The sequence below is a fragment of the Labilithrix luteola genome, from assembly GCF_001263205.1.
In the GTDB taxonomy this organism is placed as follows: domain Bacteria; phylum Myxococcota_A; class Polyangia; order Polyangiales; family Polyangiaceae; genus Labilithrix; species Labilithrix luteola.
The window spans coordinates 10,388,886-10,404,344 of record NZ_CP012333.1; the positions used below are offsets into that span (position 1 = coordinate 10,388,886).

At 65.3% G+C, this 15,459-nt stretch carries 17 protein-coding genes; all 17 read left to right on the forward strand.

Annotated features, from left to right (window positions below):
• The first annotated feature begins 399 nt into the window (after nucleotides 1–399).
• The 17 genes from dnaN (at nucleotide 400) to AKJ09_RS44880 (ending at nucleotide 15,427) form a co-directional block, all read left to right on the forward strand.
• Entirely contained in the window at nucleotides 400–1,530 is a 1,131-nt protein-coding gene (gene dnaN / locus AKJ09_RS44800; RefSeq protein WP_146653983.1) for a DNA polymerase III subunit beta, read from the forward strand.
• A 6-nt stretch (nucleotides 1,531–1,536) separates the two neighbouring features.
• Nucleotides 1,537–2,556 carry a hypothetical protein gene (locus tag AKJ09_RS44805; protein ID WP_146653984.1) on the forward strand — a complete coding sequence of 340 codons (1,020 nt, stop codon included), beginning with the start codon at nucleotides 1,537–1,539 and terminating at the stop codon, nucleotides 2,554–2,556.
• Complete coding sequence (locus AKJ09_RS44810) at nucleotides 2,553–3,266, forward strand: hypothetical protein (RefSeq protein ID WP_146653985.1); 714 nt, start codon at nucleotides 2,553–2,555, stop codon at nucleotides 3,264–3,266. The genes AKJ09_RS44805 and AKJ09_RS44810 overlap by 4 nt, the downstream gene beginning before the upstream one ends.
• Entirely contained in the window at nucleotides 3,263–3,790 is a 528-nt protein-coding gene (locus AKJ09_RS44815; protein ID WP_146653986.1) for a hypothetical protein, read from the forward strand. Before AKJ09_RS44810 ends, AKJ09_RS44815 begins: the two co-directional genes overlap by 4 nt.
• Nucleotides 3,791–4,492: 702 nt before the next feature.
• Nucleotides 4,493–5,116, forward strand: a complete 624-nt coding sequence (locus AKJ09_RS44820) for a hypothetical protein (RefSeq protein ID WP_146653987.1) — start codon at nucleotides 4,493–4,495, stop codon at nucleotides 5,114–5,116.
• A 72-nt stretch (nucleotides 5,117–5,188) separates the two neighbouring features.
• A complete protein-coding gene (locus AKJ09_RS44825; RefSeq protein WP_146653988.1) occupies nucleotides 5,189–6,706 on the forward strand; it encodes a hypothetical protein in 1,518 nt (505 codons plus the stop codon).
• Complete coding sequence (locus tag AKJ09_RS44830; RefSeq protein ID WP_146653989.1) at nucleotides 6,706–6,987, forward strand: helix-turn-helix transcriptional regulator; 282 nt, start codon at nucleotides 6,706–6,708, stop codon at nucleotides 6,985–6,987. Before AKJ09_RS44825 ends, AKJ09_RS44830 begins: the two co-directional genes overlap by 1 nt.
• A gap of 260 nt (nucleotides 6,988–7,247) precedes the next feature.
• Nucleotides 7,248–8,603 carry a phage portal protein family protein gene (locus AKJ09_RS44835; protein WP_146653990.1) on the forward strand — a complete coding sequence of 452 codons (1,356 nt, stop codon included), beginning with the start codon at nucleotides 7,248–7,250 and terminating at the stop codon, nucleotides 8,601–8,603.
• Nucleotides 8,600–10,012 (forward strand): S49 family peptidase, encoded by a 1,413-nt coding sequence (locus AKJ09_RS44840; RefSeq protein WP_146653991.1) that lies wholly within the window; start codon nucleotides 8,600–8,602, stop codon nucleotides 10,010–10,012. The genes AKJ09_RS44835 and AKJ09_RS44840 overlap by 4 nt, the downstream gene beginning before the upstream one ends.
• Entirely contained in the window at nucleotides 10,012–10,455 is a 444-nt protein-coding gene (locus AKJ09_RS44845) for a hypothetical protein (RefSeq protein ID WP_146653992.1), read from the forward strand. The genes AKJ09_RS44840 and AKJ09_RS44845 overlap by 1 nt, the downstream gene beginning before the upstream one ends.
• A 15-nt stretch (nucleotides 10,456–10,470) precedes the next feature.
• Entirely contained in the window at nucleotides 10,471–11,505 is a 1,035-nt protein-coding gene (locus AKJ09_RS44850) for a Mu-like prophage major head subunit gpT family protein (RefSeq protein WP_146653993.1), read from the forward strand.
• Between the two features lie 84 nt (nucleotides 11,506–11,589).
• Nucleotides 11,590–12,087, forward strand: a complete 498-nt coding sequence (locus AKJ09_RS44855; protein WP_146653994.1) for a hypothetical protein — start codon at nucleotides 11,590–11,592, stop codon at nucleotides 12,085–12,087.
• Nucleotides 12,077–12,559, forward strand: a complete 483-nt coding sequence (locus AKJ09_RS44860) for a hypothetical protein (RefSeq protein ID WP_146653995.1) — start codon at nucleotides 12,077–12,079, stop codon at nucleotides 12,557–12,559. The genes AKJ09_RS44855 and AKJ09_RS44860 overlap by 11 nt, the downstream gene beginning before the upstream one ends.
• Complete coding sequence (locus AKJ09_RS44865; protein WP_146653996.1) at nucleotides 12,559–13,068, forward strand: hypothetical protein; 510 nt, start codon at nucleotides 12,559–12,561, stop codon at nucleotides 13,066–13,068. The genes AKJ09_RS44860 and AKJ09_RS44865 overlap by 1 nt, the downstream gene beginning before the upstream one ends.
• 7 nt (nucleotides 13,069–13,075) lie before the next feature.
• The gene (locus AKJ09_RS44870; RefSeq protein WP_146653997.1) at nucleotides 13,076–14,509 is read left to right on the forward strand and encodes a DUF2586 family protein; all 1,434 of its coding nucleotides are present in this window, start codon (nucleotides 13,076–13,078) and stop codon (nucleotides 14,507–14,509) included.
• A 9-nt stretch (nucleotides 14,510–14,518) separates the two neighbouring features.
• Nucleotides 14,519–15,007, forward strand: a complete 489-nt coding sequence (locus AKJ09_RS44875; protein ID WP_146653998.1) for a hypothetical protein — start codon at nucleotides 14,519–14,521, stop codon at nucleotides 15,005–15,007.
• 12 nt (nucleotides 15,008–15,019) lie between these two features.
• The gene (locus AKJ09_RS44880) at nucleotides 15,020–15,427 is read left to right on the forward strand and encodes a hypothetical protein (protein ID WP_146653999.1); all 408 of its coding nucleotides are present in this window, start codon (nucleotides 15,020–15,022) and stop codon (nucleotides 15,425–15,427) included.
• The last annotated feature ends 32 nt before the right edge of the window (nucleotides 15,428–15,459 follow it).

Consider the following 15,459-nt stretch of genomic DNA (forward strand, 5'->3'; position numbering starts at 1 on the left):
GTCGGCGCACGCGCACTTCCCTGAAGAGGGAGCGCGGCTCTACGCCGGTCCGTGCCGGTGCGGTTCGCTCGAACGCTGCGAGGTGTGCAGCGTCGAACACGTGCTCGTGACGCGCTGCCGTTCGTGCGCGCGCAGCGGGCAACTTCCTCTCTTCGCCGCCGGGTCGGTAGCCCTGACGGCTTAGGCCAATACGAATCGGAGGTGAGCTTTGAAAGACGTTGAACGTGACTTGGTGGTCGAGCTTCGAGACGTGGTCAATCGCATACGTCGCGACATCCCGACTCGTGTCGACTTTGACGATCTCCTGAGTCGTTCGGCCGACTCGATTGAGAATCTCTGCAACGCCGCCGACGCAAGGGCCGACAACTTCTTTACTGGCGACGACGACGAGGAGGGGTGATGCAAATCACGGCCGCAAAAAAGGACCTGGTGCGCGCCCTAGCGCGCGCGCAGGGCATCGCGAACCGAAAGAGCACGATCGCCGCCCTCGCGTGCGTGCTCCTCCAGACCATCGAAGGCGACAGGCTGCAGATCGCCGCCACGGACCTATTCGTGACGGTCGTCGACGTCGTCGCGCTCGACGGCCCGCCTCGCCAAACTGGCGGCGTCGCGCTGAACGCACGCGATCTCCTCGATCGCGTGAAGGCGCTCCCCGACGGGCCTGTGCATATCGAGACGTCGGAGCGCGCGACGGCCACCATTCGGGGGACCGGTAAACTGAAGTACACACTTCGCGGACTGCCGGCCGACGATTACCCCTCGTTGCCTTCGCCGAAGGCGAGGGCCGCCGAACTCGAGATTCCCGCGAACGCACTGGCGGGATTGCTCGACCGCGTGCACTTCGCGATTTCGCAGGACACGACGCGCGCGCACGTCAACTCTTCGTTGCTCGCCTGGGGGAACGGCGAGGCGCGCATGGCTGCAACGGACGGTCATCGCCTGTCTGTCGCGGCGTGCTTCGCGACCGCGCCGAAGGACGGCCGCGCACTGCTCTCTCAGGCGGCGGTGACGGAGCTCCGGAAGATCGTCGGGGAGCTGGGGGACGAACCGATCACGGTACGCCGTGACGGTTCGGTGGTCTTCTTCGTGCACGGCAATGTCACGTTCGGAACGAAGCTCGTGGACGCCGAGTTTCCGCCGTACGAGCAAGTCATCCCGAACACGTCCGCGAGTGCTCGAGCGCAGATCCCTCGGAAGGCGTTCGCGGACGCGGTCCGCGCCGTTGCGCTCGCTTCCGATTTCTCGGCCGACCAAAACGGGGCCTCTGGCGTCGGCGTGATCATCGCCCTCGGAGAGGGCGTCGCGCATGTGTCGTGCGAGTCCGCGCGAAAAGGGTTGGCGACGAACGAGGTCCCGATCGAGTACGCGGGTAAACCTCATCGTGTGCGCGTCGAACCTCGGTACGTCCTCGAGGTGCTCGGGTGCCTCGAAGACGAAGAGGTAGAGGCGTTCTTTACGGGCGAGCTTCACCCGATCGTGTTCCGTCCGGCGACCGGCGACACGTTCGTGGTGATGCCGATGAGGCTTTGAATCGAAATGCGCGACTACGCAAAAGTTTCGCCGCTCTTCTGGATTCGAGGCTCCGGGAAAGCCCTGCGAGGCGATGCCGATGCGCTCGTCGTCGCGCTCTACCTCGTGACGTGCCCCGCCGCGAACATGATCGGCGTCTACTACGTGCCGGTCGTGACGATCGCCCACGAGACCGGCCTCGGCGGCGAGCGCGTCGCGAGCGCGCTCGCGAGAATCGGCAAGGCCAACTTCGCCCACTACGACGCCGAAACGGAAATGGCCTGGGTCCCGAACATGGCCAGCTACCAGATCGGCGACGAGCTGAAGCCGGGGGACAAGCGGCGAGGCGGCGTGATCGCCGAGCTCGCGAAAGTCTCCGGAAGCCCCTTCGCCGAGGCATTCCTGACCAGATACGCGACCGCGTATGGCATCGAAGCCCCTTCGAAGCCCCTTCGGAGCCCCTCCGAAAGTGTGGCGAAAGAGTCCCTTCGAAGCCCCTTGGAAGCCCCTTCGAAGGGGTTGCACGATCCTCGGGAAGAGCAGGAGCAGGAACAAGAGCAAGAGCAGGAGCAGATCCCACCTACGCACTCTCGGCTAAAGGACCGGAAGAGCGCGCGTGAACCGTCGACGCCGAGTGCGCGCGGTTCGGATCCCGAGTCGAAGTCGTCGACGCCGATTGCTCCGCCGACGTCGAGCCAGGATCGCGTTTCGTCGCCCGATGCAGCACGAGGCGCATCGGCGAACGAAAGCGCGTCTGGGGGCAACGTCGGCGAATTGCCGGCGTGGTTCCGAGAGGCGGCCGAAACGGTCGCGATGAATGCCGGGCTCCGTGCCGACAACCTGCCGGCCCTGTGGCTCGAGTACGTCGGCTCGCGAGGTCGAAAGACGCTGAGCCCGAATGCCCAGGACGCCACGGGCTGGCTCGCATCGGTGCTCCGCAACGAGCGCTCGCGGGCGACATCGCGTGCCGGATCGAAGCGCGGCGCCGAGATCACGAAGCAGCCGTCTGACCCCAACGCCCCATGGCTCCGGGAGTTTTCTCGATGACTTTCCGATTCGACGAATTCGCACCAAACATCGCGGCCATCGTGGCCGAGCACGCCGAACACGCCCGCTCGTGCAAAGCGACAGCCTGCGAACGGTGCGGGCGAGTTCCGGAGCCAGAAGCGCTCTCGCCGGAAGATCAGGCGCGACGCACGTGGATTCGATGGGCGCGTCCGGCGCTCGAGGGGCTCCCGCTTGGCCCCGACGGTCAGCCGCCCGCACGACTCACGGACGCGTGGCTCGTTCGGCTCGTGGGACCATCGCGCATCGCTCAAGCTCGACGGACTCTCTCGAAAACGAGAGTGCTCTTCGTCGGTGATGCTGGAACGGGCAAGACGGCGCTCGCCGTCGCGATGATGCAGGCGGTCCTCGCCGCCGAGGTCGGCACATCGACCGGGCGAGCTCGGCACCGATTCGTGTCCGCGCATGCACTCGCAAAGGCCCGCGCGGGTCACCCCCTCGGAGCCGGCGAAGCGCCGCTCGTCGTCGATGCGCTCGCGAGCCCGCTCCTCGTGATCGATGAGCTGGGAGGCGAGGACGCTCGGTTCGGTTCATCCGTCGCAGAGGTCATCTACGAGCGACACGCGCGTAACCGGCAAACGTGGATCACGACGGGCGTTGCCACGCGCCTGCTCGGCGATCGTTACGGCGGCGGCATCGCTCGACGCATCACCGAAGGCGCCGAGCCGTTCGAATTCTGGAGGTCACCGTGAGCATCCGCATCGAGCGATTCAGCGGCGGCGTGCGCGTCACGTTCCCGCTGCACACCGAGAATCCGAACAACGGCGCGCGGGGCTGGTCGAAGAACGCAGCCATGGCCCGAGCTCGCGAGGACAAGCGCCGACGCGAGACGACGAAAGCCGTCGTGCTGGCCGTCCGTCCGCACCCGCCCTTCCCCGTCATCGTGACGGTCACGCGCGGCGCGCCTAGCTCGGGGCTCGACGAGTGGGACGGCCTCGGCGCGGCCCTCAAGCGCGTGATCGACGGAGTTGCCGACGCGCTCGGCCTCCCCGGCGACCGCGACCCTCGAGTCGAGTGGCGGAAGAAACAGAGGCGCACGCCGAGCGGCGTCTACGAGGTCACTGTCGAGATTGTTTCGGCTCCGTCCGGTACGACCGACCAGCCACCGCGCGATCGAAACTCGAGGAAACGGAAGGGGTCAAGTCCCGAAGCCGTCGCGCGCGACATCGCTCTAGTAAACGAGAGTTTGTGCCATCCTGCTGGAGGAACGCAATGAGACGGTCGACCTTGAAGCGCCTCGCGGCGACGGTCGTTCGCGACGTCTTCGATTCGCCCGGCCCCGTCGTGTTCCCGAGTGGGCGAGCGGTCGGGATGTCACGCATGGACGAGCGCACTCAGCGGCTCTTGTTCGGAGTAAGCGTTCGAGAGGTAGAAGCACGTTTCAACGGCGTGCCTTTCGACAGCGTTACGGAGGTGTCTTGGGGGCAAGCGGACCGTCTCGAGCGGATATTGCAACGCGAGCTCTCCGCATCGCTCGCCGTTGATGAGCGCGAATGGAGACGGGCATGGTGGGCAACGTTCGGGGGCTGGACATGAGCAAGCGTCAGTGGAAACGGAACCGAGCTCGCGTTGAGAGACGCGTGCGGTCGAAGGAGCCTATCGCTGCGTTCGGCGCGTTCAACGTCGTCGCGGTGCATGACCACACGAGGTGCGAGCACTGCTACGGCCGAGTGTCGGTCTACGGGCTAGGCCAATGCCCACCGTGGTACGTCACCCAGCATCACTCGCGGTCGGGCTGCATCATCGCGCTCGACTCGACACGTCCGATGCCGTTCGGTCCGGTGCCGCCGCCTCGACGTGTCGCACACGGTGAGACCCCGGGAACAGTGTTTGGGGGTGTTCATGCCACGGGGCAGCGCGAATGCGTGGACGGAGCCTCCGGCGATGGGAAAGTCCGTACCCGTACCGAGGTGCAGCCGTGACCGCGCCCCGTCGTACTGCCGGCAGTCACCTCGTCGCCGAGCTCGTCGCGCGCATCGGAGCGGCCGAGTTCGGCCGACGCGTCCAGACATCCGAAGGGATGGCGCGCCACATCGCGACGGCTCGGAAGACACCGGGAAAGGACCTGCAACAACGCATCGCCGACAAGTTCAAGATCACCGTGGACGCTTGGTCGATCCCGATGACCGAGGACAAAGCGTCGCCGCCACGCAAGTCGAAGGCCGCGCCGAAGGCGCGTGCGAAGCCGGCACCGGCACCGCCCGAGACGAGGACGGCGCCGTCGGTCCCCGCGCGGTCGTCAAAGCGCGTGTCGGGCATCGAAAACCTTCGGTCGGTGATCGAGAAGTTCGACGAGTGGATCGATGCGGCCGACGAAGATTCTGACGTCTCGATGACGGCGCGAGCAGCTTTGGCCAACGGCAAGGCGAACGCCGCCGACAAGCTCGCCAAGCTGCAAGGCGAGCAGGAGATCACTATGAGCCAGATCGTTCGGTCGAAGGCCTGGCAGGAGATGCTCAAGGCGCTCGAACCCGTGTTCGCGAAGCACATCGAAGCGGCTAACGACTTTGCCGCCGCGCTCGAGGCGCTGGAGGCGCAGTAGTTCGTGGGAGCCGCCCTCAAAGAGCGCGAACGACGAACACGCGCACGCACGCCGGCAAGCGACCTGCGGCGGATGCTTCGCCGCGTCGTCTCTGCGAACCCGGTGTCGTTCGGCCTCTACAGGGGGCGCCCTGTCGAGTTCTTCCGCGAGGTCCTCGGGCTCGAGCCGAGCGAGCAGCAAATCAAAGTGCTCGAGGCGACGACGCGGAAGCGGTCGAACGGCGGATGCCGCGTGAGTGTCCCGAGCGGACGCGCGACCGGAAAGTCGGTGCTCGACGTTGGGCTCGCTCTGCACTTCGCTGCAACGGAGGGGCCAAACGCCCTCGTCATCTTCACCGCGCCGACCTTCAAGCAGATCCAGCGCATCCTCTGGCGCGAGCTTCGCCAGATCCTGGCGCGCGCGCCGGTCCCCGTGTGCATGAACGTGGCAAAGCTCGCATCAACGGGAGCCGAGTTCTTTGATGGCTCGCTCATCATCGGGCTCGTCGGAGACTCGCCCGAGGCCTTCCAGGGACTCCGAGCCCCGAAAATGCGCGTCATCGGCGACGAGTCGAGCGGTATCGAAGATGACACTTTCGTTGCCCTCGAAGGCAATCTCGCCGGTGGCGGCGATTTGATTTTGACGGGCAATCCGACGCGCGACGAGGGGTATTTCTTCGACAGCTTCTCCGGCAAGCTCGACTTCGACGTAATCCGCCTGTCGAGCATGCAGAGCCCGAACGTCGTGCACGGCAAATCGATCGTGCCGGGCATGGCGACGCGCGAATGGATCGAGGCGCGCAAAAAACAGTGGGGCGAGGACTCGCCCATGTTCAAGATTCACGTGCTCGGCGAGGCAGCGAACCTTGCCTCGTCGCGGCTCTACTCGAAGGGCCTCGTGGATGCAGCCGTCGCGCGGTGGGCGAAGGCGAAGGCCGCCGGCCGTATCGTCATCGGAGTGGACCCCGCCGGAGAGACCGGCATGGGCGACGAGAGCTCGTTCGCGCCGCGCCGTGGCGACAAGGTGCTTTGGATTCGTCGACGCCGTGGGTTGAGCGCGGATGGTCATGTCGTCGAGGTCAACGGCATGATTCAAGAGATCCGAAACCACCGTTCGAACGTGGGTGACTCGTCGGTTCGGCGAAAGGCGCTCGTCGTCGTCGACCGAGACGGCGACGTCGGCGCGAAGGTCTACAACGCCCTCGTTGCCGAGGCGGAGAAGCCTGACGCTTTGTTCGAAGTGATCGGCGTGCGCGGCTCTGAGCGGGCGCGATCGGCGGACATCGACAAGGTCCGTGACGACCTGGCGATCTCACTTGTTGCCCGGCTCCGCACCCTGGGCATCCCGAACGAGCCGAAGCTACTCGAAGAGCTCGCGAGGATTCGCGTCATCGAAATCGAGAACGGGCGCGCGAAGATCGTCGGGAAGAAGACACTCCGAAAAGAGCTCGACCGTTCGCCCGACAGCTTCGACTCGCTCACGCTCTGCGCGTACCACGACGACGACGCCGAGGGCGTGGGCGGCGAGGACGTAGGCGCCACCGACGACGTCGAAGAGCTGGACATGTGGGACGCGGCTCAGGCCATGGATCCGTACCAGGGGGTAGCGTGATGCGGTCGGAGGGAGCCCGTTTGCTTGGGGCCGTCGAGGGGACACAGAAGGACGTCGCCGCGCGAGTAGGCGTGTCGCAAGCGACGGTTTCGTCATGGGTGAGCGGCAAGCGCGTACCCGATCCGGACCAGAGGGACTTGCTCCGCCGGGCGTTCGACATCCCATTGTCGGCGTGGCCTGGCGTGTGGAACGACGCGCTCCAGCGCATCGTCGACAAGCTCGCAGAGCGCGATCCGGACCTACTTGCGGAGCTCGCCGAAGATCTGAATTCGCTTCTTTGATGATTATTCGTGGCGTTGATAATCGGTGTGGCAGCTTCCTAATCGATGGGAGAGCGCCACGATCCGGGCGTTGCGTTGGTGCGCGAGTTCGTCTCGCGGGCCCGCGAAGCGTTGGCTTCGAGAGCGCCGACGCGAGGGTCCACACATGAGCTGAAACCAGGTGTTTCCGGTACGGCCTCGCCCACCGTCGACGACGACGTCTTCGCGCTTCCGGTCCCATCGCACGACCCGTACGACGCGATCGGCGCGTGGGGTGACCTTTGAGCCTCCGGACGCGCCTCGCTGCGCTCTTGGGGATTTCGACGTTCACGGCCGCCGTAGGCGCCTCGTCGCTGCCGTCCTTGGGCGACCCCGAGATCGATGCGCGCCGCGAGCAGTACGGCGGACAGATCGCGCAGCTGCCTACGACGCAGACGCGGTGGAATCTTTCCGACCTCGAACACGCCGAACGTATGGCGGACACGGGCGACCTTTCGAAGGCGGCGCAGCTCATGCGAACCGTTCGAAAGGACGGTACGGTAGCTGGCGTTCTCGAGGCTCGAGCCGGCGGCGTCGTTCGCTTGCCGAAGAAGTTCCGCGGCAATCCCGAGATCACCGAGGCCCTCGAGGTCGGACACGACTCCGTGCGCTCGGTCTTCGATGAGATGTTTCCCGCGCAGGAACTCCAGACCTTCGCGGGAGACGTCATCCTGCTCGGCGTCGGCGTCGGCGAGCTGGTCCCGGTCGAGGGCCGCGACTACCCGGTATTCGTTCGCCTCGATCCGGAATTCCTCGTCTATCGGTGGAGCGAAAACCGCTGGTACTACCGCGCCGTCATCGGCCTACTGCCGATCACGCCCGGCGACGGGCGATGGGTCCTTCACACGGTAGGCAGGATCTCACCGTGGAATAATGGGCTCTGGCGCGCGATTGGCCGTGCGTGGATCGACAAGGAGCACGCGCGCCTAAATAAATCGAACTGGGAAAACAAGCTCGCGAACCCTGCGCGCGTGGCTGTCTCCCCGTCGGGCGCTTCGCAAAAGCAAAAGCAATCGTGGTTCCGCGCCGTCATGGCGTGGGGCATCAATACCGTCTTCGGCCTCGAGCCTGGCTATGACGTCAAGCTCCTCGAGAGTAACGGAGTCGGATACGAGTGCTTCCTCAAGACCATCGAGAAATCCGACCGCGACATTGTGATCGCGCTGTCGGGGTCCACGGTGCTCGTCGACGGCGGCGCCGGGTTCAGCAACTCGGATATCCACGCCTCGATTCGTGCCGACATGATCAAGGGCACGGCCGATGGCCTGGCGTACACGATCAACACGCAGGGTATCCCGCAGTTTGTGCTCGCTCGATGGGATGAGGACGCGCTCGAGCAGTCCGCGATCGTCGAGTGGGACGTGTCCCCTCCGCAGGATCGGTCGGCCGATGCGGACTCCCTCGTAAAGGCAGGCCAGGCCCTCGCGGCGCTCACGACCGCGGCTACCGCCAGCGGACACGAGATCGACATCGAGGCCTTTGCTCTCCGCTTCCGAATCCCGCTCCGTCAGAAGACTCGTCAGAAGACCGAGCAAACGACGGTGACGTCGCTCCGCCTGCCTGCGCAGGGCGCCGCGCCGATGAAGGAGGCCGCGTGAAGCGCTTCCTTCCTATGGGCCTTCTGGCTCTCTCTGCCGACGCGTGGGGAATGGAACTCACGGCGGGACCGAAGGCGACGAAGCCGTTTCACCTCGAGGGGGATTTCGCGGTCGTCAAGGTCGTCGGTCCGCTCGTTCAGCACCCGGACGTTGACGAAGTTTGCGACAGCTACCACGGCATCGCGGAACGCTTCGTCGAGGCGTGCAAGAGCGCCGCGCCCGCGATCGCGCTCAAGATCTCCTCCCCAGGCGGTCAGGTTGCCGGTTGCTTCGAGCTCGCGGCGCAGATGCGGGACCAAGCGGCAGCCGCAGGCAAGCGCCTCGTCGCGTATGTCGATGGCCTCGCAGCGTCGGCGGCCTACGCGTTGGCGTGCGCCGCGAGCGAGATCGTCATCCCGCCGAGCGGCGTCGCGGGCTCCATCGGAGTGCTTCACGTGCTCATGGACACCACGAAGCTCGACGGCGCGATGGGAGTTGGTTACGCGATGATCGCGTCCGGCTCCCGCAAGGTCGACGGCAACCCGCACATTGCTCTCTCTGATGAGGCGCGCGCGGCCGTCCAGACCGGCGTCGACGACATGGCCGAGCGGTTCTTCGAGCTCGTTGCCGAGAGCCGACGGATCGGCGCGGACGCCGTCCGCGCGCTCGAGGCGGGCGTGTTCGTAGGACAGAAAGCGGTGGCCGCGGGTCTCGCGGACCGCGTGCAAACCTTTGCCGAGCTCGTCAGCAGCCCGGCGAACCAAACCACGGCCCACGCGGCCACGGAGGAAAGCATGGGCTGGAAAGAGGCGATGCAGAAGGCCGCCGACGAAGGCGACGAGGACGCAAAGAAGGCACTCGCCGCGCTCGAGGCCGACGAGGAAAAGAAGGACAACGGCGACAAGGCCGAAGGCGAGTCGGACGAAAAGAAGGACGACGGCGACAAAGCCGAAGGCGACTCGAACGACGACGAGCAAAAGGACGACAAGCCGGCCGCCAAGGCGAACGCGGCGGCGCCGTCCGCGCGCATCGTGTCGCTCGATGACGTTCGCGCGATCGTTGCGGAGAACGACGAGCGAAAGGCGCTTCTCGCGTCGCGCTCGGACCTCCCGAAGGAGACGATCGACTCGTTCGCCAAGCTGCCGATCGCGAACCTTCGCGAGGTGGTGAAGAGCACGCCGCGCGTCGCCTCTAAGGGGCAGGTGAACGCCGCGCGCGCTGCGCTCGCGGTGAATCCGACCGTGGGCGACCCGAAGGTAGCCGCCTCGCCCGAAGCGGACAAGGAGGCTGAGGAACTGCGTGTCGCGATGGGCCTCTCGTCTCCTCGCGCGCTCACCGAGATGCGCATCGACGAGAACGGAGTGACCACCTTCCCGCTGATGACCCCGACCCTCGCGCGTGAGCGAGCAGCGAAGAAAGGAGCCGTCTGATGGCTGCCATTACGACTCAGCGCGACGGCTCGATCCGGATCGTCGATTTCGACAAGCGCCCGCTCGCCGCTGGCGTGGTCGCCCGCAAGGGAGGCCGAGTTGCTGTGAACGCGACCGGCTTTTACTGCCCCGCAACGGGGGCGGCGACAGAGCTGGTGCTCCACGCCATCTTCGTCGAGACCGTAGACAACAGTGGTGGAGCGGCTGGCGCGAAGAGCGCGAACGTTCGCTTCTTCCGCGAGCGCACGCTCCTTCTCCAGAACAACGACGCGGGGACCGCGGTGACGACCGCCGCCCGGGAGCGAGTTTGTTACCAGCTCGATGACCAGACGGTCACCGGCGACAACGCGAAGGCTCCCGCCGGCGTCGTTTACGACGTCACGGCGGAAGGCGTGTGGGTCGACGAGGGCGTGTCGGGAACCGGCGTCACGGACGTGGACTGAGGAAGGGACGGAGCCATGCAAATCACCCCGACTTGGATCGGTAATTTCGAGACCAACCTCCGCACGCTGATCAACGGCTCGTCCGAGTATCAGGCTCGAAACCTGTTCTGGGACAAGTACATGTCCGTGCAGCAGTCGGCGACTCTGCGCGAGCTCTTCTTCTTCATCATCGAGGCCGCTCAGATTCGCAACGAATCGCAGGGCGGAAACAAGCGCTTCGACGACATGTCGGCGGCGATGCTCGAGATCGTCAACGAGAACTTCGGTGACGGCCTCATCCTCACGAAGAACGAAATCAACGACAACGTCATGGCGAACCCGGGTCTCGGGGGCGTATCCGCCATGAAGTTCGCCGAGAGCTGGGCTCGGCAGATCGGTGCAGCGGCCACCCGATGGCCTCAGGATCTCCTCTTCCAGCTACTCGCGTCCGGCGAAAGCGCCAACGGATACGACAACGTTCCGTTCTTCTCGACCGCGCATCCGGTCCACCTCTACCGATCGAGCGCTGGCGTGTTCGCCAACCTGTTCACCGGAGCCGAGGTCGCTCCTGTCGGGGCCAACGCGGGGTCGCCTGGGAAGTGTCCCATCGACGTCACGAACGCGGCCAGTCTCGACACGGCGGCGGCGAATCTCTGGCGTGCGGTGGCATACATCCAGGCGCTCAAGGGGCCGAACGGCAAGCCGCGAAACCTCCGCGTGCGCCGCCTCCTTTGCGGGACGGGTCTCACGCAGCGCGCGATCCAGGTCGTCGATACGAAGATGCTGACGGCGAACGGCATCGAGAACGTCCTGTCTCGATACCAGATCGAAGTCGACTCCGCCGCCGAACTGCCGGCCAACTCCGTCGACTACTACCTCGCGTGCGAGATGGTCCCCGGACTCACCGGGCCGACGGTCCTGCAACAGCGTGAACCGTTCACGCTCACGAGCTTTACCCCAGACACCCAGGTGGAGCTTGCGCGCAAGAAGGTCTTCCAGTGGGACTACGACGGCCGCGGCGCTGGCGCGTACGGCATGCCCGAACTGATCTTCAAGGTCAAAGCGACCTGACGCGCTGACGACGCGCTAACGACATCACCCACCGACGTCCGAGCCTGCCCTCTCAGTGAGGTGCGGGCTTGCGGCGTTGGAAGCATGCCGCTCGCGAACTCGTATCTCGACGTCGACGGTCTCAAAGCGTACGGGCTCGCGCCCGATGCGCTCGTCGACGGCGCGCACTTGCCGCCCTCTCCGCCGGCGTTGCGGGCGGCATGGCGCACGTTCGTCGAGGCGCGGCTCCGCTACTGGACGTCGGAGATCAACGCGAAGCTCACGAAGCGATACGCGGTCTCTCTGAAAGAGCCATTCGTCGAAACCGTCCTTGGTTGGCTCGCGGCCCTCGTGACGCCGGACCTGTACCGCAAACGCGGATGGGACCCCTCGGACGCGCAGGCCTCGGACCTCATCGAGCAGGCGGACAAGGTCGCCGAAAAGCTGCAGGAGGCCGCCGACGCGAAAGACGGTCTCTACGAGCTCCCGCTTCGACAGGACACCAGCGAGAGCGGTGTCGAGAAGGGCGGGCCCCTTTTCTATTCCGAGGCGGATCCGTACACGTGGACCGACGTCCAAGCGGAGGCGATCCGTGGGCGGTAAGCAAGCGCTCGACGCCTTCATCGCCGGCATCGAGAGCCTTCGCACGCTCAACGAGCAGGTTGCGCGCGAGGCTGAAGAGCCCGTCGCCGACGTGTTCCGCGAGAACGCTCGGCGCGGCGTGACGCCCGACGGAGACGCGTGGCCGGAGAAGGCCGACGGCGGTCGTGCGCTCCCGAAGGCCGCCGACGCGGTCGAGTCGAGCGCCCAGCGCAATCGCATCACCGTGAAGGTCGGCGCGCCGTACGTCTTCCACAACTGGGGCGCCGGCGGCTCGAGCCAGACAAAAGAGGCGAAGCGCCGACGCAAGCACGCCGCGAAGCAACGCGAAGAGAGCGGCAAGAAATCGAAGTTTCACGCGCCGCGTCGGCAAATGCTGCCGGACGCGGGCGCGGACGTTCCGGCCGCCGTGTCGGAAGTGCTCAAGGACACGGCCGCGCGGGTCTTCCAAGACGCGACGAAAGGGGGCGGCTGATGTTCGTCAAGATCGTCGACGACGCCCGTGCCTGGTTCGCCGCACAAGGTATCGACGCGCCGATCGTCGAGGAGGTCGAAGAGCTCGTCGCGCAGGACAACTACAGCCCGACGACATCGAACCGCGTCGCGTTCGTCACGGCGTCGAACCTCGACATCATCGCGCCGACGCAGGTCGGCGACGGCGACGACGGCGAAGGCCGCCAGCTCTCCAATCTGGATTACGCATTCGAAGTTCACATTGCAGGGTTCGACCCGGATAGCCCGACGCGAATGCTCGCGCACCGGCGCGTGTGCATCGCGCTACTCGAGGCGCTCGAACAGTCGTTCGTTCGGAGCGCGTCCGGTCTCTACGCCCTCGGAACCGGTGAGTGGAACGACGAGCGAAAGCACGGCCGCCACGGCGCCGAGCTCATCGTCCCGCTGAAAATCAACGTTCCGCTGTCCGACGTCGACAGCGCGACGGCCCACCCCGCTCCGAAGCCCGGAGCCCCCAAACCAGTCCCGTGAGGCGTTCATGATTCCTGGCGTTTCCAATGACAAGACCGACGGCAACATCGCCGCTACTTCGGACACCGATCGCATTCTGGCCATCATCGGGCCGGCCTCGGCGGGGCCGTTCGATCAGCCAACCGCGCTCACCAGCAAGAACGACGTGCTCTCGACCTTCAAGTCGGGCTTGCTCGCGCATATCGGGACATACGCGATCAGCAAAGGCATCCCCGTCGTTCTCATCCGCTCGAATCCCGCTATGCCTGGCTCGTACGGGACCATCGTCACGTCCGGGGTGCACGGAACGGTGACGGTCACCGCGGGCGCCACGAAACCCGATGACGATTACGACGTCATCGTCGAGACCCTCACTGGGGGCGCGCTCGGCACCGCAGGGATCACGTTCCGTTACTCGCTCGACGCTGGCGTGTCGTGGTCGGATGAAACCGCTCTCGGAACGTCGCTCACGCTGACATGCGATGGCGGCGTCTCTTTCACGCTCGCGGCCGCGGCGGCGACGCTGCTCAAGGGAGACTCATGGTCCGTGTCGACCAAGGGGCCGCAGGTCGGGACGTCGGATCTGGAGGACTCGTTCAACGCGCTCACCGATTACGCGGGCGAGTGGCTCCGGGTGCTGGTCCTCGCCGATGCCGACGCGACGATGCTCGCCCAGGGCAACGCGTTCGCAACGAGCTTCCACGCCGAGGGCAAGAACCCCGAGGTCATCATGAACACGCGCCCGCGCGGCGCGACGGAGACCGTGGCGGACTACATCGCCGCGATGGCTCTCATCCGAAAGGATGTTCAGAGTCTCGAGGTCAGCGCGAGCGTCGACCAGTGCGAGATGGTGATCAACGGACGCCGGCTGCGTCGTCCGCAGTCCGTCGGCTTCGCCGTTCGCACGATGATCAACGACGATTCGCAGGACGCGGCGGCGAAGTCCGATGGCGCGCTCCCCGAGGTCTTCCTCACGACGGCCGCGGGCGAGAAGAAGTACCACGACGAGCGCCGTACTCCCGGCCTCGACGTCCTCGGCTTCACGACGCTCCGCACGTGGGGCGGCCGACCCGCGAGCCCCGGCGCCTACGTCAACAACCCCCGCGTGCTCTCGGGGCCTGGAAGCGACTACCGATACTTCCAGCATTCGGCGATCACCAATCGAGTGATCGAGACCTCGTTCCGTAAGCTCGAACCGCGGCTTTCGTCCGGAGTGCAGCTCAATAAGAACGGAACGATTCGCGAGGACGTCGCCGCGGCGATCGAGGCATCAGTCAATGCCGAATTGCGCTCGCTCTACGTGGACTCCGGACGAGTCTCTGCAATTCAGCTCTCGCTGTCGCGCACCGATGACGTGTTGGCCACCGACACCGTCTCGTTCTCCACGGCCATCGTCCCGCTCGGATACCTCAAGAAATTGAAGGGAAAGACCGGGCTCGTTCGAACCCTTCCCGCCGCCTGAGGTCACACCATGGGTCTTCCCGTCGTTGTTCGTGTCAACAAGCAGATGTTCACGCGGAAGTCCGTGTCGATTCGACCGAACGGGCTCGCTCGACTCACCGAAGTCGATTCGCTTGAGTGGTCCGACGAAGTCGCAAAAGAGCTAGTTCCGGGCATGAACGACGGCGGCGCGCCGCTCGGTCAGGCACACGGCAACTACAGTTGCGCGGCTTCGATTTCCGTCTATCTCGACGCCTGCGACAAGTTCGAGACCATCATCATGGCTCTCGACCCGATCGCGACGGCGCAGGGAAACCTCGCAGCGGCCGTATTCCAACTCCCGATCATCACTCGTGAAGAGTTGCGCGTGTCCACGGCACTCCTCGTCGATTGCACCATCGCGGCCGGCGCGATCTCAGTCGGAAACGACGGTAGCGCGCTCGTCCGGCAGTACACGATCCAACCCACTTACATCATCGAAAACGGCCGCTCGAAGATCAATTTGCTGCCGGCGGTTTGAGAGGAAATCACAATGGAACTGACGAAGGAAGAACTGGCCGAACTCATCGAACTCGAGAAAGATGTCGATGCCGAAGCGAAGGCCGCGGCGGACGCCGCGAAGCGCCAGCACCTCGAAGCGCTTCGAGCGCGAAAGCGAAATTCGAAGCTCGGCGAGTACGGAAAAGACTTCACCGTAGTCGAAACTACGCACGCGGGTAACTTCGTCATCCGGCGGCCGAGCGACGTCGCGCTTGATGTCATCGAAGGCAACTCCGACGACCGTGCCGAGCAAGAACAGTTCGTGCTCGCCGTCCTCGTCGAGCCTGACGCGACCACTGCGCAACGGCTCATGTCCGAGGACCCCGGCGTGTGCAATGCCGTGATTCCCGCAGCCTTCCGCCTGCTTTCGTCCGTTCGCGAGGCTGAATCAAAAAAATAGATGACCTCGTGTTTCGGGCGCTGAACCACGAG